The sequence below is a fragment of the Edwardsiella sp. EA181011 genome, assembly GCF_000800725.1.
Taxonomy (GTDB): domain Bacteria; phylum Pseudomonadota; class Gammaproteobacteria; order Enterobacterales; family Enterobacteriaceae; genus Edwardsiella; species Edwardsiella anguillarum.
The window spans coordinates 3,112,626-3,137,600 of the sequence record NZ_CP011364.1 but is presented as its reverse complement, the minus strand read 5'-3'; the positions used below and the strand labels follow the sequence as shown (position 1 = coordinate 3,137,600).

Here is a 24,975-nt window from a genome sequence, read left to right as displayed (position 1 = left end):
ATGACCATCTTAGCTAACAGGTGTACGCTGAACAAGTCCGATCAGCCACGGTTAAACCAGTTTAGCCAGCGTATCGGCCAGGGCAGCATGCGCCGATCCAGCAGCGGGCTGGCAGCGGCGATACGCGCCTGGATCGTCCCCAGCAGGCTGGGGCCATTTTCACTGAGGTAGGCGACGCCGGTCAGCAGCGGCAGCGCATCCTCGGCATTTTCTACCGCCCAGAGATGGAATGTCCCGGCCTTGACGGCCTCAACGACGTCATCGCGCAGGCACAGGTGGCGTACGTTGGTGGTGGGGATGATAACCCCTTGTTTACCTGTCAGTCCCCGACGCTGGCAGGCCTCAAAGAAGCCTTCGATCTTCTCGTTGACGCCGCCGATGGGCTGGACGTGACCGAACTGATCGACGGAGCCGGTAACCGCGATCTGCTGGTTGATCGGCACCATGGCCAGGGCGCTGATCAGGGCACAGAGCTCGGCCAGCGAGGCGCTGTCACCGTCGACTTCGCCATAGGACTGCTCGAACACCAGCGATGCGGAGAAGGGCAGCTGCTGATCCAGCTCCAGCTCGGAGATCAGGAAGGCCTGCATGATCATCATCCCCTTGGCATGCAGATTGCCGCCTAGCTCGGCCTTGCGCTCGACGTCGGTAAACTCGCCGTCGCCCTGATAGACCACGCAGCTGATGCGCGAGGGCTCGCCGAAGAGCAGGGGATGTCCCGGGTATTCCAGCACGGACAGGCCGTTGATTTGGCCGATCGCGGCCCCTTCGGTATCGATCAGCAGCTGGCCGACTTCGATTTCGTCGTGCATGCGCTCCGACAGATAACTCTCACGCCAGAGGCGGGTCTCCTGCGCCTGCCGCAGCGCATCGGCGTTGATATGCGGATCGGCATACAGCGCGGCTTCGCGCAGCATGCGTCCCAGCATCACCGGATTGAGCGGGAGCAGATTCTGATCGCCGCTGTAGCGCACGGCGCTGCGGATCAGCGACGGCCAGGCATCCGGCGTGATGGCCGGCAGCTGCTGGTTGGCCGCCAGCGTCGATACCAGCGCGCACCAGCGCTGCATATCGTCGCTGTCCACCAGCGGCATGTCGACCTCAAACTCGCCGTACAGGGCACTTTCATACAGCTCTGGCTCCATCTCCTGAAAGTCGGCCAGCCCTTCCCGGTCGCTGACCAGCAGGACCTTCAGCTGTAGCGGCATGTCGGGGATCGGCTGTGGCAGCGGACGGCTTTCATCCGGCGCAAACCACTGGAAACGGCCGGTGGTGACGAACTGCTTCAGACGCATCCACAGCAGCGGCTGCGTCAGCAGGGTGCGCAGGGACAGGATCAGCACTCCGCCGTTGGCCTGATGTACCAGGCCCGGCTGCAGCAGGAGTCCGCTCTTGCCCAGGCGCACGGTGCCCAGCAGCTGCTCACCCTCAAACCATTCGGCGCACGCCACCCGCTGCGTCGCCGCCAGGTTGTCCTCTGGCCTCTCTGCGGGGGTAACGTCGATCTGCTCAGACGTGATGTGATAGCGGCTGCCGTAGAGGCCGCCCACGGGGAGCAGGGTCTCTACGGCGCGCCGCAGGATCGTCAGGTGTTCAAAGTCGGTCTCTGCCTTGACCAGCATAAACGGGCTGGGGGCATGGGCATGGCAAAAGTGCGCCAGGCTGTTCTCCAGACGCGGCTGATATTCGGCAAAGGTGATCGCCGACAGCGCGGCAGCACTGCTGAACACAGAGGTATAAGGAGTTGTATCGGGCAGTAGCGATTGCCACTCAAGTCGGTAGTTGCTCAACGTTGTCAAATCATCGTTAGTCGGAAAAAAACAATTATACAAGAATCCGCCTGACTGCACAGGAAACTCGGTCCGATGAACGGATGGATTGTGGCCTGCGTCGTTAAGTGCCGTTTTTTTGCCCTTTACGTGGATTTTTAGACGGCAAAAGTGCTAAAAATTGTTATTCTTAGAGATAAGTTACCGTGTCACTGGCAGACAGATATGAAATATCAACAGCTTGAAAATCTGGAGTGTGGCTGGAAGTGGAAATACCTGGTGAAAAAACACCGGGAGGGGGAGCCGATCACCCGCTATCAGGAGCTCAGTCAGGCGCAGCAGGCGGTGGAGCAGCTGCTGCGCCTGGAGCATGAGCCGGTAAAGGTGCTGCCCTGGATCCGCGAGCATATGGATCCGGCGCTGGGCAATCGCATGAAGCAGACTATCCGCGCCCGACGTAAGCGCCATTTTAACGCCGAAAATCAGCATACCCGTAAAAAGTCCATCGATCTGGAGTTTTTGGTCTGGCAGCGTTTGGCGGCGCTGGCGCAGCGGCGCGGCGTCACGCTGTCTGACACCATCGTTCAGCTTATCGAGGATGCGGAGCGCAAAGAGCTGTATGCCAGCCAGATGAGTTCGCTAAAGCAGGATCTGCAGGCCTTTTTACACAGTGAACGGGATTAATATCCAGTTATACCGAATGGACCAGGCTGCGCCTACCCTGAACATTAAATAACGTAATGTTTTTCTGATATCAGTGCTTTATTTTTTCTTCATATATTCCTAAAAAGTAGAAATAGCATATCCATTCAAACTAAAAAGAATAATCTTAGCTTCGCTAATCCTCCTGTCCGCTGAATTTATTTGTTCTGTGTAATCGACGCGGGTCAGAGACACCGCGTTGTCGTTCAGCGCTGCGCGGGCGGAATGAGAAAATAAAAAAAGCGCCGCGGCGCTATTCGGGGGAGGCCCCTTTGCTATTTCTATCCATGCCATATTTTCCCTATCGGCAGGCATAAAAAAACCCCGCAGAGCGGGGTTTTGCATGAAAGGGAAGAACTTAAGCCTGCGGCTGAGAAACTTCTTCTTTGATGCCTTTCACTTCGATAACAACGCGACGATCCGGTGCCAGGCAGTTGATCAGTGCCGCACGCGGTTTCACGTTATCACAGGTAGAACCGGTAACCGGATCAGCTTTACCCATACCACGGGCAGAGATCTTGTCTGCCGGGATGCCTTTAGATACCAGGTAGTCAACCACGGTCTGAGCACGCTGCTTAGACAGCTTCAGGTTGTACTGCTCGGAACCGATGCGGTCGGTGTAGCCCAGAACGACCACGGAGCCGTCTTTCGGATCCATGCTGCTCAGCTGGCTGTACAGCTGATCCAGCGCCTGACGGCCTTCGGCTTTCAGGGTGAACTTGTTGAAGTTGAACAGAACGTCAGACTTCAGGGTGAAACGCTTGGTTTCAACGACCGGAGCCGGAGCCGGAGCCGGGATCGGCGCCGGAGCAGCGACTTCATCCTGACCGAAGCGGTATACAACGCCCAGGCTCAGCATGGTGTTGTCCGGACGTGCGCCGGTTTCGCTGCGGGTGCCAACCTTGTTAACGTACTGATAATCCAGACGGGTAGCCCAGTCTTTGTTCAGTGCGTATTCAACGCCGATAGCGGCCAGCGGAGAAACGCCGGTGTCGTGGCTTGAAGTATAGTCGCCGCCGTCTGCTGCGCCGTGGATATCAGAACGCCATACCATGCCGCCCAGGCGGGTGTATACGTCCAGATCGTCCATCAGCGGGTAGCTCAGTTTGGCAGCCAGCTGTACGCCCTGTGACTTGAATTTGGCATTCACGTCACCGGTGTAGCCCATGCGGCCCAGCCAGTCGTAGCCCATTTCGAAGCCCAGGTACGGGTTGGCTTGGTAGCCGAAGAAAGCACCCGCGCCCAGCTGATTCGGATGGGATTTGGTTGTGCCCATGTCTTCAAAGCTGTTGCTGATAAAGTGGGACCAGCCCAGTTTACCACCGACGTACCAGGTGTCGTCTTTCGGAGCTGCCTGAGCTACGGTAGCGAAACCTGCCAGTGCCACTGCTAATGCGATCGCTGTTTTTTTCATTTTGCGCCTCGTTATCATCCAAATAGGCAATGAGCTATAACTATAGCTCTTGGTTTAATACCTTTTATACGGCTGTCGCTCGGTTTATTACGCTGTTAGCCAGGTAACAATTATAGATATCTCGAACAGCCGCTGCGATAACAAGTCTACAACGAGATTAGAAACTTACAAGTACGATGTGATTATGCTCACCAAAAAAAAAGAGTGTGGTTTGTGTTTTGGTAAACAGGTGGCGTTTTTTTGTGCGTAACTGAAATGGTTTTCAGTCACCCTAACCTCTTAACCGGTGGGGATTTCCCCATTATGAATAACTTATTTTCATATTATGAACGTATCCGCGTTGGATTTATCCTAAAGTGATTTAATGGTAACGCGCAGACCCGTGATGCGTGGCGTGAGCCTGAGGCTGCACCGCCGTGGCCATTTTACCCTCTTGAGGCTGCATCAGCAGTCCGATACTGTGACCGGCCTGCGCCGCACAGTTGAGCCGCAGCCGCTCGGCGGCCGTCAGCGGCGGCAGCCATCCGAGTACGACGCTGTAGTTTCCGCTGCGTAGCGCCTGTTCCATCGCATAGATCGCGTCTCCCGCCTCCGCGCGTCTCAGCTGCATCACTTTATGAACCGGAACGCCGCAGGCAGACAGCCAGCGCTTGCTGGGTTTCTGCTGGGCGGTGATCCACAGCTGCCAGCGGGACTGCTCCCCCAGCTGGCGCAGTAACGGAGGCAGCAGCAGCGACAGCAGCGGCTGCTGGGCGCCATATCCCAGCTCGCTGACAAAACCGCTTTGCGGCACCGTGGGCGCGCTCTGGCAGGCGGGGCGGCTGAATACGACGCTGTCTGTAGCAGGATGCAACGGGGATGTACGCATAGTCATGTTCTCGTTCCGTATACTGTATGCTTATACAGTAATTCTACGCTGTCCGAAGATCAACCTGTTTTTTTGAATACGCTTCGCATTTATCGGATGTAAGGCATTGCGTCGCTCTGTTGTGTATTGGGTGTTCCGGTTGAATTGGTTATGTTGCTAATGGTTATCTGCAGCGATCTGATGACAGGTCATTGATTACAATGATTATTAAGGAGATATACATGAATGGACTGCAGGGTGAAAAACGCCGGGTGGCGGAGTCCCTGTTTGCGGCGCTGGGGCGGGTCTTGCTGCGCTCTCAGTTCGGCGGCCAGGGCGTATGGTGTGACGGGGTGATGTTTGCCCTGATCGCGGAGGGGGAGCTCTACCTACGGGCCCGCGATGCGCAGGGGCGTCACTGTGAAGACTGCGGAATGCAGCCGTTTATCTATACAAAGCGCGGTTTCCCGGTGCGGCTGGGCTATTACCGGGTCGAGGCGGCCATATGGCAACAGCCCCAGCGCCTGGCCACCCTGCTGCGGCGCTCGCTGCAGCAGGCGCGCAGCGACAACGATATCCGTCTGGCGGCGATGCGGCGCCTGCATACGCGTCCGAATATCTCGATCAATATGGAGCGGCGCCTGTATCGGATCGGCATCCGATCGCTGGCCGATTTGGAACGCGTCGGGGCAACTCAGGCTTTCAGCCAGCTGAAGGAGGCGAATCACCAGGTGGACGACCGGGTGCTGTTCGATCTGGCGGCGGCGGTGCAGGGATGCCATAGCGCTGTGCTGCCGCGTCCGGTGAGCGAGGCGCTGCGTCAGTGGCTGCTGGGGAACGCGCACCGCTGGCGCTACAAAAAGTAGTCACCGCCGCGGCGCGCGCTCAGCGGCTATGCCAACGAGGCCTTTAGGCGGGTCAGCTCGGGCAGCAGCTCCAGCATCAGGCTGATCTGCTGCAGCACCAGCTGTCCGGCGCTGTCGCTGGGGAGATTGACCGTCAGCAGGCGCTGCTGCAGCTGCCCGATAGCCTGATGGGTGCGGCGAACGATCTCGTCATCCTGATAGTTAAGCGCATCGTCCATATAGCAGACGGCGTCATTGAGCAGCGCCAGGATGATCGGGTCGTCCAGACGCTGGCGGTGGGCACCCAGCGCGGAGATGTAGCTTAACAGGGTGTGATTGAGGCAGAGCAGGCGAAAGGCCGCCTCTTGGGACTGCACCGAATGGCGCGGCTCCAGCGACATGTTGGAGACGACGGAGGCCAGCTCTGCGTCGCAGTTGTGCGCATCGCGGCGGGCGATACGGTACGCCAGCGCATTAGATTTACCCTGGTGGTACTGTACTAAAATGGCATCCAGATAGCGGCAGTCTGCGTTCAGGGTGCGGGCGATCACCGCCGGGATCTGACGGAAGTGCCAGTCAGGCCAGATGAATGTCACGGCCGCCCAGGCGATGGCGCAGCCCAGCAGGGTATCGAACACGCGCGGCCCCGCGACCTCGAACCCTTCGCCCAGCAGGTTGAAGCACAGCAGTACCAAGAGCGTGATAAACATGGTGGCGTGGGCGTACTGCACGTTGCGAAAGGCGAAAAACAGCACGCCGCTGATCACGATCAGCAGCAGCTGTCCTTCCAGAGACGGCACAAAATAGAGCACCGGCAGGCCGATCAGAATGCCGGCCAGCGTGCCGACGATCCGCAGCCACAGGCGGCGTTTGGTGGCATGGTAGTTTGGCTGGCAGACAAAGAGGCTGGTGAGCATGATCCAGTAGCCGTGCTGCATGCCGGTGAACTGAATGAAGGCATAGCCGACCACCAGCACCAGCGCCATGCGCACCGCGTGGCGGAACAGCGCGGACTGGGGCGTCAGCTGGCGGCGGATACGCTGCAGCATGTCATGCCAGCCGGTAATGCGATCCTCTGCGAGGGTGCTCTCCTCTTCGCGGGTCTCCTCCAGGGTTTGCTCCGATTCGATATTGGCCAGTTGGGCATCGATGGCGCGCAGGTTAATCAGCAGATTGAACAGTGAATTGACCAACGTATGCTGGCGACCATGGCGGGTGGCGATGCGCTCCAGCGTGGATTCCAGATGGCAGAAGGCTCGCTCGAAGCGGGGATCGTGCTGGTAGTGCTGCATCAGGATCAGGCTTTGGGAGAGCTGCGCGCAGGCGCGGGCCTGCAGCATCAACAGGCGCTGAAAGCGGAATAGCACATCGCTGTAGCGGAACATGTCGCTCAGCTGCCGGTACTGAAAGTGCGAGGAGCTGGCGCGCTCATGGATATCCTGCGCCACAAAGTAGTAGTGCATCATCCTGCGGGTGCTGCGCTGTCCGCGATCGCCGCGCAGGCGCGTCAGCAGCGTCAGCTTGGTCTGATTGAGGGTGGTGACCAGATTGCTGTTGGCCATCGCCACGTCGATCAGCGGCTGGTTCAGATCTTCCTCCTGATCCGGGTCAAACAGGTTGGACTTGGCATCCAGATAGACGGCCAGCTGGCTGTAGCTGCGCGCGAGTCCCTCCTGTACCGGGCGAATGGGAAAGAGCAGGTGGACGATCAGCGTCAACAGGTTATACCAGACGGCGCCCAGCAGCAGTAGCAGCGGCTGTTGATACCAGAGCTGGTACATGGACGTTCCCAGCATGGTATAGATGGCGATCAGCAGCGCGCCGAAGGCGATGGTCGCATAGCGCTGCCCCAACGCGCCCAGTAAAATAAAGCCCACCGTCGATAGCATCAGGCCACCGGCAAACAGCCAGGGATAGGGAAACAGCAGCTCGATGGAGGCGGAGGCGATAAAAAAGCAGACCAGGGTGATCAGCAGGTTACGCAGGCGGCCCACCAGTCGATCGTCGAGATCCGTCAGCGCGGCGGCCACGACCCCCAGCGTCAGGGGAATGGTCAGCCGCGGTTGGTGCAGCAGCCAGGGAACCCCGGCGGCACCCGCCAGGGCAATAAATATACGCAGGTTATACAGCAGAGCGCTGTTATAGGCATAGCGGCGCAGGCTGGGCGCAAACGTGATAAAAACGGACATGGCGCAGCGGGCTTATTGAAAGCGGCGGCGCGCGTTAGCCTGGCGCATCTCCTGCGCGACCTCGATCGGAACGACGCGGCGCCCGACCGGCCACAGGGCGATGGCGGCGATCTTAAAGTTGGCAATCCCGACCGGAATGCCGATAAGGGTCACGCACTGCAAAATACCCGCCGCGATATGGCTCAGGCACAGCCACCAGCCAAACAGAACCAGCCAAATCACGTTCAGTAGCGTCCCCCCGGCGCTCAGCAGGCCGTTTTTGCGCTCCGGGTAGAGATCGTCGACGTGCACGGCCTCATTGCCATAGGGAATGAAGGAGAGCTTGGTGATCTCCCAGCAGGAGCGGGTCAGCGGCAGAGTGACGATGAGCAGGGCGCTGACGACGGTAGCCAGCAGCCAGCCCAGGGTGGTAATAAAGCCGCCCAGCACAAAATTCAGAATATTCAGTACGGTTCTCATTAGGGTTAACTCATTATGACACTGGCATATAATTATATGCAGTTTACCCTGTTTTTCCGGCGGCCGGAACGTGGCGCATTGCGTTTTGGCCGCGTTGCCCCGCGGGCAGGGGAGACACCGGTCGGGCGCGACGGTGAGTACAATTGTAGGAGTGCGCCTAGAGGCGCCGTCGATTCATGGGTAAACTGGTCAATATGATGGAATCAACGCAGGTAGAAAACGGCATGGAACTCAGGGCCACCAAGCTGGGACAGCGTCTGGCGCAGCATCCGTATAATCGGGTACGCGTGCTGAACGCCGGTATCGAGGTCAGCGGAGAGCGGCACCAGTATCTGATCCCATTTAACCAACTGATGGCGCTGCGCTGCAAGCGGGGATTGGTATGGGGTGAGTTGGAGTTTGAGCTGCCGGATCAGCGGGTTGTCCGCCTGCATGGCACGGATTGGCAGGAGACACAGCGATTTCATCAGCAGCTGATGCAACGCTGGTGCGGGTGGAGCGAGGAGATGGCGCAGATCAGCGCCGAGGTGCTGCAGGCCCAGTGCCAGACGCTGCAGGCGCTGACGCAGCGCGACGGCTGGCTGACGCGCGCCGATCTGGCGTCCCTGGCGCAGGATATCGACCGTACGCTTCAGGCGCTGCCGCTGCCGGAGCAGCGGCTAGAGGCGTTTCCGGCCTGTGCCTCGCTGTACCACGACTGTCTGGCGTGGCGCGATGAGGGCGAGCAGCGCCGTCAGCGGCATAACCGCCGGTGGAGCCAGCGGGTGCTGAGCGAACGGGCGGATTTTTTTGCCGAGGCCATGCCGTCGCCGCTCAATGACAGCCAGGCGCTGGCGGTGGTCAATGGCGAACAGAATGTGCTGGTGCTGGCCGGCGCCGGCAGCGGTAAGACCAGCGTCCTGCTGGCGCGCTGTGCCTGGCTGCTGCAGGGCGGGCAGGTTGACGCCGGCCAGATATTGCCGCTGGCCTTCGGCCGCCGGGCGGCGCAAGAGATGACGCAGCGGCTGCGGCAGACGCCGGGCTGCGCGGAGGTCCAGGCCAGAACTTTTCACGGGCTGGCGCTGTATATCGTTAATCAGACGGCCCGCCGGCCGGTGGCCATTTCACGCCTGGCGAGCGATCACGAGGTGCGCGACGCTTTTCTGCTCGCCGAGTGGCAGCGTCAGTGCGCGGAGAAGAAAAGCCAGGCCAAAGGGTGGCGCCAGTGGCTGGCGCTGCTGTTCGACGATCTTCCGGAGCGGGAAGACTTTTGGCAGGATACCGCGCTGCAGGCGCGTCTGGTACCTCGCCTGGCGTACTGGATCGGGCTGCTGCGCGAGCACGGCGGCAGTCAGGCGGCGATGGTCGAACAGGCGCCGGAGGCCCTGCGTGCGCCGTTTCAACAGCGTCTGCGCCTGTTGGCGCCGCTGCTCAAGGCGTGGAAGGCGGCGCTGAAGCAGGAGGGGGCGCTGGATTTTCCGGCGCTGCTTCAGCAGGCGCAGGCGCAGCTGGAGAAGGGGCGTTTCATCAGCCCGTGGCGACATATTCTGGTGGACGAGTTTCAGGATATCTCGCCGCAGCGGGCGCGACTTTTGGCTGCGCTGCGCAGCCAGAACAGCCACAGCGCGCTGTTCGCCGTCGGGGATGACTGGCAGGCTATCTACCGTTTCAGCGGCGCGCAGCTGACGCTGACAACTGCCTTTCACCACTATTTTGGCGCGGGGGAGTGCTGTCGGCTGGACACCTCTTACCGGTTTAATCGCCGCATCGGCGAGATCGCCAATGGTTTCGTACAGCAGAATCCACACCAGGCGAAGAAGACGCTCAACGCCCTGCGCGATGGCGATCGGCAGTCGGTCACCCTGCTGCCGCAGAGCCAGCTGGAGGCGCTGCTCGATAAGCTGAGCGGCTATGTGCGGGCCGATGAGTCCATTCTGATCCTGGCGCGCTATCATCACCTGCGGCCGGCGCTGCTGGATCGCGCCGCGACGCGCTGGCCGGGGCTGGATCTCCACTTTATGACTCTGCACGGCAGCAAGGGGTGCCAGGCGGACTATGTGATCGTGCTGGGGCTGCATGAGGGGCGGGATGGCTTTCCCGCGCCGGAGGCTCCCAGTGTGATCGAGGAGGTGCTGCTGCCCGCGGCGGAGGCGTTCCCCGATGCCGAAGAGCGGCGGCTGCTGTATGTGGCGCTGACCCGCGCCCGTCACCGGGTGTGGCTGCTGCAGGATCCGCTGCGGCCCTCACGCTTCGTGGCCGCGCTGCAGCGTCTGGGCGCCGTCGCGCGCCGTAAGGCGTAATCTCCGCAGGGCGGGCGTCTGACGGCCCGCCCTGCGAACCGCATCAGATCAGGCGTTCGTTAAGATAGCGCTGATAGTCGGGAATGGCGATGGGCATTTCGCCGGCAAACATCGGCGAACTTATCAGGAAATCCGCCGTGGCGCGGTTGTTGGCGACCGGAATATTCCAGACGGTCGCCAGGCGCAGCAGCGCCTTCACGTCCGGATCGTGCGGTACGGCGTTGAGCGGATCCCAAAAGAACACCAGCATGTCGATTTTGCCTTCGGCGATCAGCGCGCCGACCTGCTGATCCCCGCCCATGGGGCCGCTCAGCATGCAGTGTACTGGGATCCCAGTGGCGCTGTGGATCAGGCTGCCGGTGGTCCCGGTCGCATAGAGCTCGTGTTCGCTGAGCTGCGGCTTGTTGCTGTTGACCCACTCCAGCAGCGCCTGTTTGCGGTGGTCGTGTGCTACCAGGGCGATGCGTTTACGGCTGGGGAGAGTTCGGGTGGTCATTTCCATGCTGTTGGCCTTTATCAGAAAAAGTAGTCTTATGGGCGGTGTCCCGCGGCGCGGGGCATTAACCCCGGCGGCGCAATGCCCCATGCGCTGCGCGCACGGCGTTTGGCGCGTTGGCAGCGCTGTGTCGAGGCGGGGCGTAAGCCGCGATGAAACACGCGCGATACCCTATCAGGATATCGTCCGGAGCGCCGCGACGCGGCGCAAGAAAGGGACAATAAAGCGAAAGTGAACGGGCGGCGCCCGGCGGCTCAACGCGTAAGCGCAGGCAGGGCGGCGGCGGCGGCGCTGTGGTTATAGCGCTGCAGCTGCTGGCGATAGTCGCCGGCGGGCGGCGAGCTGAGGACGTCCGCGCGGTATTCCAGCGGGATCCCGCGGTGGTTGAGCAGCTCGAAGTTCAGCGTCTGCTCCAGCTGACGGATATCCCGATCGTCTCCGATGCGCGGCAGCTTGATGGTCACCGAGGTGGCCTCCCGGGTATCAAAGACGGCGATCAGCGGAGCCGAGTAATGGGGCTCTCCGTTTGCCGTCAGCGGCTTGGCGACCCGAAACAGCATCTGGTGGATACCGGCGTCCAGCTCCAGGCTGTTGGCGCTTTTGAACAGCGCCGCGGGCAATGGCTGTCCGTCGATGGCCAACAGCTCGACATCGCTGCCAAATTTCAGCGTGGTGGCTGACAGGGCGTGACAAAAGAGCAGCCCGCCGCAGCTTAGAGCCAGTAAAACACGTGATCGCATGGGGTCCTCAAATTTACTCAGGCGAAGGGCATGATGCCAACGGATCCAATGGCCGATGAGGTGTATCAAAACATTTCCCGTTAACATATTTTTACATTATAAGGGGCTTCAGCGCGCTTCGTCAAAAAACCTTTCCTGCCGCCCACGGGCGATCTAAGCTGAGAATATCACTTTTTTCCGGAGAGTCCGCAATGGAAGATGAAACGATTAAGCTGATTTTGCGCCGGGTGCATCATATCGCCTTGGTCGGCGCCAGCGAGCGGCCAGAGCGGGCCAGCTATCGGGTGATGGCGTACCTGCTGGAGCAGGGATATCGGGTAACGCCGGTCAGCCCAAAGCTGGCCGGACAGACGCTGCTGGGACAGCGGGTGTATGCCGCGCTGGCGGATATTCCGCATCCCATCGATATGGTCGATGTCTTTCGCAACGCCGAGGCCGCCGTCGCGGTTGCCCGGGAGGCGATCGCCGTGGGCGCCGGCGTGCTGTGGCTGCAGCTGGGGGTGATAAGCCCGCAGGCGCAGGCGCTGGCCCAGGCGGCGGGGATGCAGGTGGTGATGGACCGCTGTCCGAAGATCGAGATTCCGAGGCTGGGGATAACGCGCGGGGCGTAAGGAAAAAACGGCCCCCGCCGAGGCGGGGGCGGCCGGCTCAGTTGCGCAGGCGGGGCGCCAGCAGCTGAGCCCGAATGGACTCCGCCAGATCGTCCATCGACGGCTGCTCTGGATGCGAGTCGCTGCTCTCGCCATCAAGCTGGGCCTCCGCCAGGTAGGTATGTACCGGCTGGCCCTGCTCATCCTCCATCACCACGTGATACCAGGGGGCGTGGCGCAGAACCTCGTTGGCGCCCAGATCATCGTCATCCGGGGCGTCATCCAGGGCATATTCGGGGTCAATATCTATCACTACGCCCAGCGATCCCAACAGTTTGTGACGAACCTGCTGCCCAATGCCAAATTTGCTGGTAATCATATGACCTCCTTTGCAACCGCTGCGTCTACTTTTTCGGGGAAGACTCCGTGTAATATGCGGGTGGAAATGCCTGTTTCAAGTCTACGCTAGGGCATACCCCGTAACGGTGTGCGGCGTCGGTGCTCACGGCCAGTTACGGGACACGCCCTCGTCTATTGTCTCACCGGCGCCAGGATCGCCTAGCGATCGCCCATGACCCGGCAGGCAAATCCTTTCAGGTACAGTCCCTCTGGGTAGGTGGCAATGACCGGGTGATCGGCGGCCTGACGGTACTGTTCTATAAATTGTATATCACGTCCGGCGTCGACGGCGGCGTCGGCCAAAATTTTCTGGAACAGGTCGGTCGGCATCAGCCCCGAACAGGAGAAGGTCAGCAAGATGCCGCCGGGGCGCAGCAGCTGCAGGGCCAGCATGTTGATATCTTTATAGCCGCGGCAGGCGCCGGCGAGCTGATTTTTGTTTTCAACAAACTTGGGCGGATCCATGACGATCAGATCGAAGGTTTTCCCTTCGTCACGGTAGCGGCGCAGCAGCTGGAACACATCGTCGCGCAGGAAGTCGGCGCGCGCCAGATCCAGCCCGTTAAGCGCGACGTTTTGGCGGGCGATATCCAGCGCCGTCTGTGAGGTATCTACGCTGGTGACGTGGGCGCAGCCGCCCATCAGGGTCGCGACGGCGAAGGCGCCGGTATAGGAGAAGCAGTTCAGCACATGCGCATCGCGGGCAAAGCGGCGGGCTGCCAGGCGGCTGTCGCGCTGATCAAGATAGAAGCCGGTCTTGTGGCCCCCCTTGATGTCGACCAGGATCTGCATACCGTGCTCACGGATCGGCAGCAGATCGGGCGGCAGGGCGCCTGATACCGGACCTTGCGCGAGGGGCAGCCCCTCTTTCTTGCGTACGGCCACATCGGAGCGATCGTAGATCGCGCACTGTGGGTAGAGGGCGTGCAGGGCGTCTAACAGCGTAGCGCGCTGGTATTCGGCGCCGGCGGAGAGCAGCTGCAGCACCAGCGTATCCTGAAAGCGATCGATAGTGATCCCCGGCATGCCATCGGACTCTCCGGCAATCAGGCGATAGCCGGTCAGATCATCGCGCTCGACCAGCCAGTCACGCCAGCGCTGAGCCTGCTGTAGACGGCGTTCGAAAAAGGCCCGATCGATGTTCTCATCCCGGTCAAAGCTCCAGACGCGGGCCCGGATCTGGGACTGGGGAGAGTAGGCGGCGCGGGCCAGCCACTTGCCCAGATGGTCGCAGACGTCCAGCGTTTCACCGCTGACGGCATTGCCTTCGATGCGCGCCACGGCGCCGGAAAAAATCCAGGGGTGGCGGCGGAGTAAGGACTTTTCGCGTCCTTTGGCGAGGATTAAACGGGCCAAGATTCACCTTCAATATACAGTTATGGAAGCGGCGGGCGGCTATCATAGCCGAATGTGGGCGGAGGCACTAGGGCGTGTCCCGTAACGGGTCGAGAGCATTGTCGGCGGTCATTTTAGCCCAGGGCCAGGCGCGAGCGGCGAGGTTTTCGGCCCCGATGCACCGTGGGTGACCCCGCGCCGGGCTAACGTGGCCCCGCTCCTACGTGACGCGGCGGCGCGCGAATGCGCTATGATAGAGAGAAACGGTGTGGCCAGGGAGAGCGCGCAATGGGAAGAGAGTGTGTGGCAGCCTATGTCAGTGGGCGGGTGCAGGGCGTGGGATTCCGCTATGGCACCCAGCGTCAGGCGATGGGGCTGGGGCTGACCGGCTATGCCCTCAACCTGGACGATGGTCGGGTTGAGGTACTGGTCGAGGGTGAGGCGTCGGCGGTGGCGCAGCTGCTGCGCTGGCTGTCAGCCGGCGGCCCCCGCTATGCCCGGGTCGTTCGGGTCGATACGGAGCCGCGTCCCCTGCAGCATTTTCAGCGTTTTGAGATCCGCTATTGAGGCCGCCGACGGCGGCGCCGGGAGGATTAAATGCATTTTACCGGTCTGGGCAGCCCGGCTATTTTGGTGGCCTGCTTCGCCGGTCCCTTGGGGAATAGGCGGTACAGATAGCGGCTGTTTCCCTTCTCCTCGCCGTATTTTTGCGTCATGGCCTTCACCAGCATGCGGATCGCCGGTGAGGTATTGAAGGTTTGGTAAAACTCACGCACGAAGCGTACGACCTCCCAGTGCGCCTCGCTCAGGGTGATCCCCTCCTGCAGCGCCAGGATCTCGGCCAGCGCTTCGCTCCACTCCTGACTATTGAGCAGATATCCCTGGGCGTCGGTTTCAATGCAACGGCCGTCAAACTCTAACATGGTAACTTATCCTAACAGGCAAACAACGCCGCTCAGTGTACCCCAAGGCCCGGCGGGCGCCAAACGGCGCCCAAAAAAACGCCCCGCGGTGGCGGGGCGCAGAGCGGGGTGCGACTCAGTTGCTGCGGGCGAATCCCAGCAGGCTGAGCAGGCTGATGAACAGGTTATACAGCGAGACATACAGCCCAACGGTGGCGCGGATGTAGTTGGTTTCTCCGCCGTGAATGATATTGCTGGTCTCCCACAGGATAGCGCCGGTAGAGAACAGGATAAACAGCGCGCTGATGGCTAAAGAGAGCGCCGGCAGCTGCAGGAACAGATTCGCGACCACGGCCAGCAGCAGCACCACAAAACCGGCCATCATCATACCGGAGAGGAAAGACATGTCCTTACGGGTGGTCAGCACATAGGCGGAGCAGCAGAAGAAGACCAGTGCGGTGCCGCCCAGCGCCAGCATGATCAGATCGCCTGCGCCGCTGGCGATAAAGCTGCTGAGGATCGGGCCAAGGGTATAGCCCATAAAGCCGGTCAGGGCGAATACGGCCAGCAGACCGGCCGGGCGATCGGCCAGGCGGTAGGTCAGAAACATCAGGCCATAAAAGCCGACCAGCATCAGCAGCAGGCCCGGCGCCGGCAGCATCAGGACCGTACTGACGGTGGCGGTTAAGGCGGAGAAAGCCAGGGTCAGCGCCAGCAGAAAATAGGTATTGCGCAGGACTTTGTGCGTACTCAGCAGTGAACTGCGCGCAGAGGTAGAGGAAACGACAATACGATCCATACGAAGATTCTCTCGTTGTGTTATAGGTATCGGATGAGATGACGCCAGCGCGACGGCGGCAAGACATTGTTTTCCTGCCCAATGCGAATGGTATCCCTCAACCCAGACTAAAATATAATTATTGGAATAAAAAGCAGAAAGACGGTTTACCCATCTTTACGCACCTCTGCCGCCGTCGCGGCGGTGTGATGCGCGCTTTTTATCCCGCGCTGCGCAAAAAGGGATCAAACGGCGCGCGCATTGCCGATTTTGGCAGCACTTGCACCGGGGTGGCCTTTACAAGCGGGGTGGCGCTGGATATAGTCTTCCCCATCGCGGAGGAGTGGCTGAGTGGTTTAAGGCAGCGGTCTTGAAAACCGTCGAGTGTAACAGCTCCTAGAGTTCGAATCTCTACTCCTCCGCCAAAATTCAGGCCCGAGCTATCATTAGCTTGGGCCTTTTTAGTTTTTGTACTTCTCAATATGCTATCAGTCTTCAGCTTGTATGAGATACTATCTAGAAACAGCGGCTCCTGGCTCAGCTAGGTATGGGCTTTTCGTGCCTGCTGGTCACTGGCGCGGTTAAGTTTAGAGATAACGGCAAGATGCACAGCGGCAGGTCGTTGGCGGACGTTGCTCCCACGTGGGCACGCAACCTGCTATGTGGTATATACCGTACCGGCCGCCGTAGGGGTATTTATACTACCTTAGCGATTCTTTTTCTGGGGGCGGATTTCATTCTGAACTCATCACGCAGCCGCTCTTTAGTGAAACCGCAATCTTCTGCAATGGCGGCCGCGCGCCGAGCTGCTAATCCGTCATTTTTCATGATCCATCCCCCGCTGTAAGGCATGTGTGATTTACGTATCCGGGAGGGTCTATACCGGAACGCTAGATTTTTCCGCGACCAGTGACAGTGGGGCTATCATATAAACGACCGGTTGAGTGTCAATAGCTAAAAGGGATCTTAGGTCCAATGGAGCGAAGTTTCTCATTAAGAAATATCTTTCTTCTTTGATGTCTCCTTATAATAGCCTCAGATCACCTGCTCTGCCAGCTTGTCTGACATATTGATATGTTCATAACAAAGCGGGGAAAATCGTGCGATATCTTCATAATTCAGTATTTCACCCTGAGCACGTAGATGCTCTACGGCTGCCAGCATATAAATAGTGTTTTACTTCGGGAATGGGGTATTATCCAACTATATATCACAGAGGTGTTGCTGCCCGGCGGTAACTAATCACTCTAGGGAAAAAGCGAACATGTCTATAACCATCAGCGTCCTGCTGGAAAACCGGCTTCGCTCCGGTTCTATAAATTTTCTTCGTGCTAAAGCTGGGCTCAGTTTGTTTATCCAGGATGGAAGTGATTCAATTTTGTTTGATACAGGACCTGATGATAGTTTCCTACATAACGCAGCCTTGATGGGGATCGATTTGAGCAGCCTAACTGATACTGTTATTTCACATGGTCATTATGACCATTGTGGCGGTGTTCCATGGTTGCCTGATAAATGCCGGATCATATGCCATCCCCAAGTGTCCAGTGAGCGCTACGCGGCCATAAGATTTCCAGGTTGTAGCGCCAGAGTAAAAAAATTGTCGCTGGACATTGATTATTCACGTCTCCGTATGGAATATAGCAGTATTCCACTACATATCGGAAAACGCTTTATGTGGTCAGGGGAGATCCCTGTGGCCAAACCGCAGGCATATGGTGTCACCGGAGGGCGAAATGTGAGAGTAGATTATGTAAAAGATGAAGGGGTTCTGATCTATAAATCTGATCGCGGACTGGTAATTTTTATCGGTTGTGGACATCGCGGACTCATTGATATTGTGCGTCACTGCCAGAGTATAACCGGAATAAATCATATTCACGCTCTTTTCGGTGGTTTTCACCTGCGCTGTGCGTCACCCCGTAACCTCTGGGAGGTGAGGCAGTTTCTACACCGCCAAAAGCCAGATAAAATAATGGGCTGTCATTGTACTGGTAAATGGGGGGGATGTGGTTGCCGGAACTAGTCACTCCGGCAACCGGAGATGTTTATGTACTGGGATAGGGGCTAAATAAACAGCGTTGCTATCACAGTAGTGCCACTAAGTAGTACCAGGAATCCTATGGTTCTCATCAGTAAATTTCCATTTATTATAAAATATACAGATGGAATAAAGAACACCGTAGTAATAATGATCGGAATCGAACCATTAGCAATTATTTTTACTATGCTTGGATTTGTAGTTCCAATCACAGTGCAAATAAGAGTATTGCAACTCAAAATAACTTTCTTGTTAAATGACCTGAAAGAAGCAATCCCGTCGATAACTCCAGTCAGCGTTCCTGTATAGGCGCCAGTAGTCAATAGAGAAAGAAGTAGTGCTGCACCAAACCACACTACATGTTTACCGGTAAGACTCGCCGTATAAGAAAGAGTATCAATATTTCTGGAATTAATAATATAAATATCTTTTGGTGTTAACAATCGACTTACTGCAATGACAAAAATAATGGTGAAAGCAAAAATAATTATTTTCCCGGCGATTAGCTTTCGTGCGTCAGGAATTTTCGCGCTTTTAATGAAGCGCTGGATGCATGGCGTAAAATTGAAGGTAAAAAGAAAAATAGGTAGCAATGTGAGGTCATTTATAGAATCCACATCCGGCGAGTATGATAATGGATATCTGATTGGTTGAAAGAAAAAAACACGGCAACTACTGCAACTGAAATGATTGAAGGAAGAGCTATCCGTGAAATAAGTTTTTCAACATCAGCATTGAAACGTAGCCAAACTATAGAAAGCGTTGAACTTAACAACAGAGAGACACAAAACCGGACCAATAAACTGTCATGGATAAATGAACTCACCACATTAACCAGTGTTATGAAGTTTATTAAAACGATAATCATCATTGATGATATAAATAATGTACAGGTTATAACTGCATATCTGTTGCCAATAAATTTTGAGGAGGCTGCCAAAAAATCCTTCTCTGGATGACAACTAATAAATTTAAAAAATAGATAGTGAGCCATTAGTGAAACCAGCATGGCACCAGTGATAAAAACAAGAAAAGGCATTATCCCAAATACAGTCGGGCCTACCGCTTGGGGTAAAAAGAAAATGCCGGCACCAAAGGCAGTAGAAAAGAATGTTATAGGCCAATATAAATATGAAATTCTCATGGTATTACTCGGTTATAATGCCCATGTTAGAGGCTAATTATTTACAAGAGTTATTCAACACAGGACTTTCCGAAAAATATCAGTAGCGAAGGTAAAGATAGATTTTCATAAAACACTGACGCAGCCCTATATCCATTAAGCACATTGATTCGTGAGCACAGTGGGAATACACCAATATGAGAAGTGTAATTATCAAAGATCTTGTTGGAGGAAACTTTATACCTAATCGCCCTAAATGTGGCTGCATTTCCTGCAGCGCAGGTAGGTTTATTATCCTCTATAATGGCAAAGGTATGTTCGCCTACAGTCATTAAGAGACTGCTATCCTGTCGATTAAACAAAGTGTTTTTATCCATTGTATTTTTGATGTGTCTTTTAAATCGATCAGCCATAGTCTTTTCACTAACATAAAATGACCTGATGTCGATGCCATAGTGTTTGTTATTTTCTTTGATGTAGGAATTTATTATCTCTGGAATAATATACGGTGATGTTGCCATTTTTCTATACTGATTAGCACCATCAATTTCATGCCCATCGCTTTTTTCCATGTAAAAATCATTGATTTCCATTAGGAAATCAGGCTGAATGTTTAACGATTTCTTTGATTTTACTATATAATCGATGCAGAATTTGGCTGATTTTTTACCTCATTACTTACTGAAAATCGGTTGTCCAGATTTACGACCGTGTGTCCTCCTGAAATAATAATGTTATCGCTAAGATAAGCCCTGGCCAAGTCAATCAGAGCATCTAAGTTACAGTCACTAATTTCATCACTGAATATTTCCATTATCTCAGATTCATCCGCCTTATAAATATAGAATCTGTCCGTATCTTTCCATCCTTTTGTGCAATTACACTTGTAATCCCTGAAAATAACGCGCTCTGCTGTCTGATAAAAGCTATCATCCCTTAAGGTCAGTAACTCAATACCCGCCATAATGTTTCTCCCTAGATAAATCACAAACCCAGTAGAACCTACATCAACTGTATCTCTAGTTTTTCTACTCACGTCGAATAATAAAAACTGATAAATGATGAGGTTTGTTGTTTGCGATTTGTGTTACAAAATATCACTTAAACGCTTTAATCTATACGGTACATATGATTCTATATTTGCGACTTGAATATGGAGAGGTGGGCGAGTGGTCTAAGCCAGATTATGGTAATTGAAAAATTTCCTGAGTCCACACGATTTATCGTGTCGTAGGTTCGAATCCTGCCCTCTCCGCCATTTTTAAATGTATTTGATAGCTTGGTTTATTTGTTGATATATTTAATATTATATATCTTATTATCCACTCAGTTAACCATTATATATAAACTTAGATATTATGATCCTGTCATAATCAATTTTATCTCTTAATAAAAAAGATAGTATAGTCTGTGGATATATTATTATATTTTTGTATCTCTCAGAATCTGATATCTCATGGAGCGAGAAATACTAAACTTCCGTGCTATCTCAGCTGTGTTCTTCCCCCTTGCGATGAAACGCCAGTACACTGTTTCTGTCTATGACACGTTTGCGACCAAACGTCAGCTTCATTTCCTCCCGGCCTTCGTTTCATATGCTCCAGAACTCCCCGCCGTTCGGTTTGGGCGATGGCCAACAAGATAGTGACTATCCTTTTTCCCATTTCTCCATCTGTGCTGATCCTGTCATCGATGAACAAAACGCCCCCTAAGCATCAAGCGCTTGTATCAGCTTGATCATATCGGCGGTATCGCGACCAAAGCGGTCTAGCTTCTTCACCAGAATGACATCACCTTCTTCTATTTTCATCCGCAGCAAGTCTAGCCTCTTTCTATCGGTAGAACAGCCAGATACCTTATCGGTAAGAATGCGACTGATTTTCGCCCGAGCCTCTTTCAGTTCTTCACTTTCCTGACCCGCTCGCTGATACTTCAGTATGATCGGGGCCGCTGTGCGCCCGTGGATGCGCGGCTCAGTAGCGCTGACTGACCCCTTCATAGATCAGCCTGAGCGCAAACAGCCCGATAATTGCGCCGATCGCCCGGCTGGCGACGCGCTGTATCCGTCCGTAGAGACGGCGTACCGCAGGGAGAGAGAAGGCCTGACTCAGGAACAGGCGCCAGACGATGGATGCGAGTACGATCCCGCCCTAGGCCGCCAATCTAGCCCAAAGCGGCGTGTCGGCGCTGAGGGTCACCGAAAAGATACTGATGAAGAACAACACCGTCTGCGGGTTTGACAGATCGGTCAGCAGCCCGCGGCGGAAGAAGATGTGCCAGGGTTCGCTGACGGAGGGCCGCACGCTGAGTAGTGGCAGCGAGGCCTGAGCGCGCACGCTATGCCAGGCGAACCAGAGCAGATAGGCGCCACCGCCGATCTTAATGAGCGCGAAGAGCGCCTCGCATTGGGTGATCAGCGTCGCCAGGCCAAACAGCCCGAGCCCGGAGTAAAACGCATCGCCGAGCGCGACGCCGAGACCGGTCATCATTCCGGCCCGCCGTCCGGAGGCCAGGCTGGTTTGCACCACCACAAAGAGATTCGCGCCGGGGTTGAAGAAGGTCAGGACGAACAGGCTGATGGTAAGAACGACGGCATGCAGGGGTTCCATAGACCACGCGCTCATGAGTTAACGTAGTCTTATTTATAGCAAAATATGGTCGGGATATCGCGACCCGTGGCAGGATATTACGGAATTGACGGCGGGAGGGCGCGTCCGCGGGCTCTCTGGTAAGCGGGGGCGGAATGGCCACAGGCCGGGCGACGCCCCGGCCATCGCGGCGTCAGCGGACCCTTTTTATTCATGATGCTCACGCTGTCGTTAGGGGGCCTCTTCCCTTTGCGCAGCAGTGCGAGCGTGAGGCTGCGTAGGCTGATTGAGCAATAGAGAAAGTGGGGGAGAAAAAGCGCGTTCAGCCGCGGGGAATGAACGCGCTTTGGGGATTATTTCATGACGGAACTCAGCGTTTGGCAAGCGTGTGGGATAGCGCGCAGTATCTTTTTTAATAGCGCGATGTCTTCGACGCTGAAACCGGCAAGCACCTGTTGCTGTTGATGGTCGGCAATGTCGCGTAGCATAGCGGCCTGTGCCTTCCCCTCCTCGGTCAGGCAGTAATTGCTACCAACCGGGGCAACCAATCCTTTACGGCGCAGTGCATCTTCTGCCTCCCCGATCTCTCGGAGGGGCATCGCGACCTCACACAACAGCTGCTCCATTGACATCTCTCGGGGGGTGTCCAGAACTAGCAGCATACGGGCTTCGCTGGTGCGTAGCCCGCAGGCGCGTTGGCGCGGTTGGTAGTAGGATTGGTAGCTGCGTAAGGCCTGGGTGAGCAGATAGTAAACGTTGTTGTCTAGCGACGCCGGCTCAGCGCCGGGGGCAGGGGACGCCTTGGTGGGACGTGGATAGGGTAACACCAGCGAATAGGCGCCTTGACAGTACAGCAGTGGTGCACGCCCGAAGTCGTCGACGGTGACGACCTTGCCAATCAAGATCCAGTGATCACCGGCATCGATCTGTTGGTACTTTTCGCACTGGAAACGGGCGGCGCAGTCATGCAGTAACGGTATATCGGCGATGCCGCGTGCATATTCCAGTCCAGCGAATTTATTTTCTGCCGGGCGCGCGAAGCGGTTGGAAAGCGCGATCTGATCGGCGGCGAGAATATTCACGGCGAAGTGGCTGGCCTGAGCGAAGTGTGGATAGCTGCCAGCACGCTTATCGATGCTCCATAAGATCAAGGGGGATCGAGTGAAACGGAGTTAAAGCTGTTGGCCGTCATGCCGACATCGACGCCGTCAAGGCCGGCGGTGGTGATTACGGTTACGCCGGTGGCAAAGTTTCCCAACGCCTGACGCAAGGCGCGCGGGTCGAGGCCATTCCCTGTAGTCTGCATCATCACAACATCCTCGGTGGTTAAACCATGCTTGGATCGGGGTCTAGCCCCATCAGTTCACGCCCCAGGATCTGGGCGCAGACATCGTAATCGGTGTAGGCGTGGGCGCCGGTCATGTGGGCGTCGCGGAACAGGCGTTGCATCTCGTTATCACTCAGCCAGCTGGTGGCTCCGGCAGCGCAGAATAAGCGATCCACGGCGGCGATACACATCTTCACCGCATAGGCCTGATTGGTGCGCCAGAAGGCCAACTCGGAGCGGGTCGGGTAGCGATGCTGATGGCCAAATGCGGCGTGCTCCTGCCAGGTCTTCTCCAGGAAGGCGCGAGCGGCGGCGACCTGATGAGTGGATTCGGCCAGGCGCATCAAGGCCGGTGTGGCGGTGCCGACACGGGCGCCGGTGTAGGCGCGTACGCGATTCTGGGTCTTCTCTTTAAAGGCAACGAGCATGCGTTCGGCGATCCCTAAGCCGATGGCGGCGAAGCCACAGGCGAAGTAGGGGCGATAGGGGGCATAGTAGAGATCACTCTCCGGATAGAGCCCAAAGCCGCGCGAGCGTCCCTCCATCATGTTCTTCGCGATCTCGATACGGTGTTCGGGAATAAACGTGTTTTCGATGATCAGCGTCTTCGATCCGCTGCCGCTCATGCCGCTGGCGTACCAGTCATCGCGGATCTGGTACTCCTGACGAGGGATCACGCCGAAACAGTAGATTTTCTCGCCCATGGCATCGATACGATTGAAACCCACGATCGCCCAGTCGGCGTGATCGCAGCCGCTGCTCCAGCCCATTTCACCGCTGAGATAGACGCCGCCGTCGCCCTTTTCTATGCGACCGAATGGGGCGATGCTGCTACTGGCGGTGGCATCGGGATCGGCGCCCCAGATTTCATCCTGTAAGCGTTGGGAAAACATCGCTAATTGATGGCTATGGGTACAGAGCAAGCTGAAGGCCCAAGCCGTGCCACCGCAGGCGCCTGCCAGCGCTGCGACGCAGTCGGTAAACTGCGGCAGCGACATCTCCAGGCCGCCATAGGTCTTGGGCTGGAACATGCGATGCATGCCGATACCTTTTAGCAAGGCGATGTTCTCTGCCGGGACGCGGCGCTCGCGTTCAGCTAGCGTAGCATTGGCAGCAATCTGCGGCAAAATCGGACGTAGCTTGTCCAGCATGGGGTTGTCGGTGGTCATCATCGCTCAGGCTCCTTTGATTGAGTAAGCGTGCTATGCAGTCGCGTGGCGTCGGCGATAGGCCGGGCAGGCCTACGCGTTCATCCGTGTCGATGGGGCACGGTTACCGATTATGGGGAGTAATAAGTTTGATGGAATGTAAAATCTAGGTAAAAACTTGTACTTTTCCATGACACCGATGAAAGTGTGATGACGATAGGAATTCTGCTGCAACAGGCAATCTAACCGAGGAAGCGGGGGGATAGGGACGGAACCTGGTAGTGTGTTGTTAATTGCGTGTTGTCGACTTGTGATTAAGTGAGCGGCGAGGGAGAGGAGGCTGGCTTCTTACCTCGCCCGTTATATCGCCGCCGTATGGGGAGGTCGTCTCAATCTTGGGGTTCAAGGTGAGGAGTATCGTCGGATATTTTCTCTTGCTCCGTCTGCTGGCGTACGCCCAGGGCGATAAGCTCTTCCAGCAACGTTGTCAGCTGCGTCATCTTCTCGCTGGAGAACGCGCGTTCGATGGCACCGTATTCCGCCTCAATCTGCGCGCGCGCCTGCTCATACAACGCCTGCCCCTGCTGACTGAGGGAGACATATAACCTGCGCTGATCGTTGACCGGCTTCAGGCGAAAGACTAGCCCGTCCCGCTCCATCCGTGACAGGATCCCGGTCAAACTGGGACGTAATATACAAGCTTGGCTGGCCAATTGATGGAAATCGACAGAATGATTCCCAGCCAAGACACGGATCACACGCCACTGCTGCTCGGTTAAGTTGTAGCGTTTCAATATCGGGCGGAAGAAACCCATCGCGCTTTCGCGTGCCTGTAACAGAGCGATGGTCAGTGACTCATGCATAGTTCTTCAATCCATTCAATCGTTCGTTAGGCGCCTACCGGTCGCCATATACCCCTCAGCCTTCTCCCGATTGTAGCCTAGTCACTCTCTCGATGCCCGCCATTCCTCACCACTCATGATTGTTAATAGTTTAATGAAATT

General features: G+C 56.5%; 26 protein-coding genes, 2 tRNA genes and 4 pseudogenes. 11 read left to right on the top strand and 21 right to left on the bottom strand.

The window, feature by feature from the left end:
* Window positions 1-41: 41 nt before the first annotated feature.
* Window positions 42-1,790 carry a Lon protease family protein gene (locus QY76_RS13910; protein ID WP_193744598.1) on the bottom strand — a complete coding sequence of 583 codons (1,749 nt, stop codon included), beginning with the start codon at window positions 1,788-1,790 and terminating at the stop codon, window positions 42-44.
* 204 nt (window positions 1,791-1,994) lie between these two features.
* Here QY76_RS13910 and matP point away from each other — a divergent pair, with 204 nt between their 5' ends.
* Window positions 1,995-2,453 carry a macrodomain Ter protein MatP gene (gene matP, locus QY76_RS13905; protein WP_034164377.1) on the top strand — a complete coding sequence of 153 codons (459 nt, stop codon included), beginning with the start codon at window positions 1,995-1,997 and terminating at the stop codon, window positions 2,451-2,453.
* A gap of 99 nt (window positions 2,454-2,552) precedes the next feature.
* Here the strand turns inward: matP and QY76_RS18855 are convergent, their stop codons facing one another.
* The 3 genes from QY76_RS18855 to sulA all read right to left on the bottom strand — a co-directional run bounded on the left by QY76_RS18855 (window position 2,553) and on the right by sulA (window position 4,759).
* Window positions 2,553-2,765, bottom strand: coding sequence for a hypothetical protein (locus QY76_RS18855; RefSeq protein WP_144242829.1), 213 nt, complete (start codon window positions 2,763-2,765; stop codon window positions 2,553-2,555).
* Window positions 2,766-2,829: 64 nt separating this feature from the next.
* Window positions 2,830-3,885, bottom strand: a complete 1,056-nt coding sequence (gene ompA, locus QY76_RS13900) for a porin OmpA (RefSeq protein WP_034164376.1) — start codon at window positions 3,883-3,885, stop codon at window positions 2,830-2,832.
* Between the two features lie 361 nt (window positions 3,886-4,246).
* Window positions 4,247-4,759, bottom strand: a complete 513-nt coding sequence (sulA, locus tag QY76_RS13895) for an SOS-induced cell division inhibitor SulA (protein WP_255640314.1) — start codon at window positions 4,757-4,759, stop codon at window positions 4,247-4,249.
* A 215-nt stretch (window positions 4,760-4,974) separates the two neighbouring features.
* On the opposite strand from sulA, the gene QY76_RS13890 reads away from it, so the two are divergent.
* Window positions 4,975-5,598: a TfoX/Sxy family protein gene (locus tag QY76_RS13890; protein ID WP_045424883.1), complete on the top strand. Its 624-nt coding sequence runs from the start codon at window positions 4,975-4,977 to the stop codon at window positions 5,596-5,598.
* 26 nt (window positions 5,599-5,624) lie between these two features.
* Here the strand turns inward: QY76_RS13890 and yccS are convergent, their stop codons facing one another.
* Together yccS and QY76_RS13880 are read right to left on the bottom strand one after the other, a co-directional pair.
* A complete protein-coding gene (gene yccS / locus QY76_RS13885) occupies window positions 5,625-7,766 on the bottom strand; it encodes a YccS family putative transporter (RefSeq protein WP_045424885.1) in 2,142 nt (713 codons plus the stop codon).
* A gap of 12 nt (window positions 7,767-7,778) precedes the next feature.
* Window positions 7,779-8,225 (bottom strand): YccF domain-containing protein, encoded by a 447-nt coding sequence (locus tag QY76_RS13880; RefSeq protein WP_012848131.1) that lies wholly within the window; start codon window positions 8,223-8,225, stop codon window positions 7,779-7,781.
* A 224-nt stretch (window positions 8,226-8,449) separates the two neighbouring features.
* Between QY76_RS13880 and helD the strand changes: the two genes are divergently transcribed.
* The gene (gene helD / locus QY76_RS13875; RefSeq protein WP_034164433.1) at window positions 8,450-10,504 is read left to right on the top strand and encodes a DNA helicase IV; all 2,055 of its coding nucleotides are present in this window, start codon (window positions 8,450-8,452) and stop codon (window positions 10,502-10,504) included.
* A gap of 43 nt (window positions 10,505-10,547) precedes the next feature.
* On the opposite strand, the gene QY76_RS13870 is transcribed toward helD, so the two are convergent.
* Window positions 10,548-11,006 carry a methylglyoxal synthase gene (locus tag QY76_RS13870; protein ID WP_034164373.1) on the bottom strand — a complete coding sequence of 153 codons (459 nt, stop codon included), beginning with the start codon at window positions 11,004-11,006 and terminating at the stop codon, window positions 10,548-10,550.
* 248 nt (window positions 11,007-11,254) lie between these two features.
* The gene (locus QY76_RS13865; protein ID WP_034164372.1) at window positions 11,255-11,740 is read right to left on the bottom strand and encodes a DUF2057 family protein; all 486 of its coding nucleotides are present in this window, start codon (window positions 11,738-11,740) and stop codon (window positions 11,255-11,257) included.
* 191 nt (window positions 11,741-11,931) lie between these two features.
* Here QY76_RS13865 and QY76_RS13860 point away from each other — a divergent pair, with 191 nt between their 5' ends.
* Complete coding sequence (locus QY76_RS13860; RefSeq protein ID WP_034164371.1) at window positions 11,932-12,351, top strand: CoA-binding protein; 420 nt, start codon at window positions 11,932-11,934, stop codon at window positions 12,349-12,351.
* Window positions 12,352-12,388: 37 nt separating this feature from the next.
* Here the strand turns inward: QY76_RS13860 and hspQ are convergent, their stop codons facing one another.
* Both hspQ and rlmI read right to left on the bottom strand, forming a co-directional pair.
* A complete protein-coding gene (hspQ, locus tag QY76_RS13855) occupies window positions 12,389-12,709 on the bottom strand; it encodes a heat shock protein HspQ (protein ID WP_012848137.1) in 321 nt (106 codons plus the stop codon).
* A 179-nt stretch (window positions 12,710-12,888) separates the two neighbouring features.
* A complete protein-coding gene (gene rlmI / locus QY76_RS13850) occupies window positions 12,889-14,073 on the bottom strand; it encodes a 23S rRNA (cytosine(1962)-C(5))-methyltransferase RlmI (protein ID WP_181937467.1) in 1,185 nt (394 codons plus the stop codon).
* A 279-nt stretch (window positions 14,074-14,352) separates the two neighbouring features.
* Here rlmI and yccX point away from each other — a divergent pair, with 279 nt between their 5' ends.
* Window positions 14,353-14,631 (top strand): acylphosphatase, encoded by a 279-nt coding sequence (yccX, locus tag QY76_RS13845; RefSeq protein WP_034164369.1) that lies wholly within the window; start codon window positions 14,353-14,355, stop codon window positions 14,629-14,631.
* A gap of 26 nt (window positions 14,632-14,657) precedes the next feature.
* Here the strand turns inward: yccX and tusE are convergent, their stop codons facing one another.
* Together tusE and yccA are read right to left on the bottom strand one after the other, a co-directional pair.
* Window positions 14,658-14,987 carry a sulfurtransferase TusE gene (tusE, locus tag QY76_RS13840; protein WP_034164368.1) on the bottom strand — a complete coding sequence of 110 codons (330 nt, stop codon included), beginning with the start codon at window positions 14,985-14,987 and terminating at the stop codon, window positions 14,658-14,660.
* 115 nt (window positions 14,988-15,102) lie between these two features.
* Window positions 15,103-15,765, bottom strand: coding sequence for an FtsH protease modulator YccA (gene yccA / locus QY76_RS13835; RefSeq protein WP_034164367.1), 663 nt, complete (start codon window positions 15,763-15,765; stop codon window positions 15,103-15,105).
* 38 nt (window positions 15,766-15,803) lie between these two features.
* Here yccA and QY76_RS18850 point away from each other — a divergent pair, with 38 nt between their 5' ends.
* Both QY76_RS18850 and QY76_RS13830 read left to right on the top strand, forming a co-directional pair.
* Window positions 15,804-16,118, top strand: a complete 315-nt coding sequence (locus QY76_RS18850; protein ID WP_071881925.1) for a hypothetical protein — start codon at window positions 15,804-15,806, stop codon at window positions 16,116-16,118.
* A tRNA-Ser gene (locus tag QY76_RS13830) sits at window positions 16,082-16,169 on the top strand. Before QY76_RS18850 ends, QY76_RS13830 begins: the two co-directional genes overlap by 37 nt.
* A gap of 610 nt (window positions 16,170-16,779) precedes the next feature.
* On the opposite strand, the gene QY76_RS18845 is transcribed toward QY76_RS13830, so the two are convergent.
* A complete protein-coding gene (locus tag QY76_RS18845) occupies window positions 16,780-16,908 on the bottom strand; it encodes a hypothetical protein (RefSeq protein WP_370634755.1) in 129 nt (42 codons plus the stop codon).
* Window positions 16,909-17,008: 100 nt separating this feature from the next.
* Between QY76_RS18845 and QY76_RS18170 the strand changes: the two are divergent.
* A pseudogene (locus tag QY76_RS18170) lies at window positions 17,009-17,808 on the top strand (MBL fold metallo-hydrolase).
* Between the two features lie 3 nt (window positions 17,809-17,811).
* On the opposite strand, the gene QY76_RS19460 reads toward QY76_RS18170, so the two are convergent.
* On the bottom strand, window positions 17,812-18,402 hold the full coding sequence (locus tag QY76_RS19460; protein WP_235439413.1) for a hypothetical protein: 591 nt from the start codon (window positions 18,400-18,402) through the stop codon (window positions 17,812-17,814).
* A gap of 33 nt (window positions 18,403-18,435) precedes the next feature.
* Between QY76_RS19460 and QY76_RS19455 the strand changes: the two genes are divergently transcribed.
* Both QY76_RS19455 and QY76_RS19450 read left to right on the top strand, forming a co-directional pair.
* On the top strand, window positions 18,436-18,744 hold the full coding sequence (locus tag QY76_RS19455; protein WP_225865160.1) for a hypothetical protein: 309 nt from the start codon (window positions 18,436-18,438) through the stop codon (window positions 18,742-18,744).
* Between the two features lie 48 nt (window positions 18,745-18,792).
* Entirely contained in the window at window positions 18,793-18,966 is a 174-nt protein-coding gene (locus QY76_RS19450; protein ID WP_235439412.1) for a hypothetical protein, read from the top strand.
* Window positions 18,967-18,979: 13 nt separating this feature from the next.
* On the opposite strand, the gene QY76_RS19445 is transcribed toward QY76_RS19450, so the two are convergent.
* Both QY76_RS19445 and QY76_RS19440 read right to left on the bottom strand, forming a co-directional pair.
* A complete protein-coding gene (locus QY76_RS19445) occupies window positions 18,980-19,480 on the bottom strand; it encodes a hypothetical protein (RefSeq protein ID WP_235439411.1) in 501 nt (166 codons plus the stop codon).
* A gap of 62 nt (window positions 19,481-19,542) precedes the next feature.
* Entirely contained in the window at window positions 19,543-19,872 is a 330-nt protein-coding gene (locus tag QY76_RS19440; protein ID WP_235439410.1) for a hypothetical protein, read from the bottom strand.
* A 191-nt stretch (window positions 19,873-20,063) separates the two neighbouring features.
* On the opposite strand from QY76_RS19440, the gene QY76_RS18930 reads away from it, so the two are divergent.
* Window positions 20,064-20,166: transfer RNA gene (locus QY76_RS18930), tRNA-OTHER, on the top strand.
* A gap of 164 nt (window positions 20,167-20,330) precedes the next feature.
* Here the strand turns inward: QY76_RS18930 and QY76_RS13810 are convergent.
* The 5 genes and pseudogenes from QY76_RS13810 to hpaR all read right to left on the bottom strand — a co-directional run.
* Window positions 20,331-20,808: pseudogene (locus tag QY76_RS13810) on the bottom strand (recombinase family protein); the annotation flags it as partial.
* A gap of 73 nt (window positions 20,809-20,881) precedes the next feature.
* Window positions 20,882-21,517: pseudogene (locus tag QY76_RS13805) on the bottom strand (LysE family transporter).
* Window positions 21,518-21,849: 332 nt separating this feature from the next.
* Window positions 21,850-22,802 (bottom strand): annotated as a pseudogene (locus QY76_RS13800) (p-hydroxyphenylacetate 3-hydroxylase reductase component).
* Window positions 22,803-22,822: 20 nt separating this feature from the next.
* Complete coding sequence (locus tag QY76_RS13795; protein WP_200901071.1) at window positions 22,823-23,995, bottom strand: p-hydroxyphenylacetate 3-hydroxylase oxygenase component; 1,173 nt, start codon at window positions 23,993-23,995, stop codon at window positions 22,823-22,825.
* Between the two features lie 365 nt (window positions 23,996-24,360).
* Window positions 24,361-24,834: a homoprotocatechuate degradation operon regulator HpaR gene (gene hpaR, locus QY76_RS13790; RefSeq protein WP_045424889.1), complete on the bottom strand. Its 474-nt coding sequence runs from the start codon at window positions 24,832-24,834 to the stop codon at window positions 24,361-24,363.
* Window positions 24,835-24,975 lie beyond the last annotated feature (141 nt).

Bases quoted from the DNA above. Each gene is read 5' to 3' on its own strand.
- tusE (WP_034164368.1), bottom strand. From the start codon at position 14,987: ATGTTAGAGTTTGACGGCCGTTGCATTGAAACCGACGCCCAGGGATAT.
- QY76_RS13795 (WP_200901071.1), bottom strand. From the start codon at position 23,995: ATGATGACCACCGACAACCCCATGCTGGACAAGCTACGTCCGATTTTG.
- yccS (WP_045424885.1), bottom strand. From the start codon at position 7,766: ATGTCCGTTTTTATCACGTTTGCGCCCAGCCTGCGCCGCTATGCCTAT.
- QY76_RS19445 (WP_235439411.1), bottom strand. From the start codon at position 19,480: ATGGAAAAAAGCGATGGGCATGAAATTGATGGTGCTAATCAGTATAGA.
- yccX (WP_034164369.1), top strand. From the start codon at position 14,353: ATGGGAAGAGAGTGTGTGGCAGCCTATGTCAGTGGGCGGGTGCAGGGC.
- yccA (WP_034164367.1), bottom strand. From the start codon at position 15,765: ATGGATCGTATTGTCGTTTCCTCTACCTCTGCGCGCAGTTCACTGCTG.
- sulA (WP_255640314.1), bottom strand. From the start codon at position 4,759: ATGACTATGCGTACATCCCCGTTGCATCCTGCTACAGACAGCGTCGTA.
- QY76_RS18855 (WP_144242829.1), bottom strand. From the start codon at position 2,765: ATGGCATGGATAGAAATAGCAAAGGGGCCTCCCCCGAATAGCGCCGCG.
- matP (WP_034164377.1), top strand. From the start codon at position 1,995: ATGAAATATCAACAGCTTGAAAATCTGGAGTGTGGCTGGAAGTGGAAA.
- helD (WP_034164433.1), top strand. From the start codon at position 8,450: ATGGAACTCAGGGCCACCAAGCTGGGACAGCGTCTGGCGCAGCATCCG.
- ompA (WP_034164376.1), bottom strand. From the start codon at position 3,885: ATGAAAAAAACAGCGATCGCATTAGCAGTGGCACTGGCAGGTTTCGCT.
- QY76_RS19440 (WP_235439410.1), bottom strand. From the start codon at position 19,872: ATGGCGGGTATTGAGTTACTGACCTTAAGGGATGATAGCTTTTATCAG.
- QY76_RS13860 (WP_034164371.1), top strand. From the start codon at position 11,932: ATGGAAGATGAAACGATTAAGCTGATTTTGCGCCGGGTGCATCATATC.
- QY76_RS13865 (WP_034164372.1), bottom strand. From the start codon at position 11,740: ATGCGATCACGTGTTTTACTGGCTCTAAGCTGCGGCGGGCTGCTCTTT.
- QY76_RS13870 (WP_034164373.1), bottom strand. From the start codon at position 11,006: ATGGAAATGACCACCCGAACTCTCCCCAGCCGTAAACGCATCGCCCTG.
- hpaR (WP_045424889.1), bottom strand. From the start codon at position 24,834: ATGCATGAGTCACTGACCATCGCTCTGTTACAGGCACGCGAAAGCGCG.
- QY76_RS13880 (WP_012848131.1), bottom strand. From the start codon at position 8,225: ATGAGAACCGTACTGAATATTCTGAATTTTGTGCTGGGCGGCTTTATT.
- QY76_RS13890 (WP_045424883.1), top strand. From the start codon at position 4,975: ATGAATGGACTGCAGGGTGAAAAACGCCGGGTGGCGGAGTCCCTGTTT.
- QY76_RS18845 (WP_370634755.1), bottom strand. From the start codon at position 16,908: ATGCTGGCAGCCGTAGAGCATCTACGTGCTCAGGGTGAAATACTGAAT.
- QY76_RS19450 (WP_235439412.1), top strand. From the start codon at position 18,793: ATGGCACCAGTGATAAAAACAAGAAAAGGCATTATCCCAAATACAGTC.
- QY76_RS18850 (WP_071881925.1), top strand. From the start codon at position 15,804: ATGACGCCAGCGCGACGGCGGCAAGACATTGTTTTCCTGCCCAATGCG.
- hspQ (WP_012848137.1), bottom strand. From the start codon at position 12,709: ATGATTACCAGCAAATTTGGCATTGGGCAGCAGGTTCGTCACAAACTG.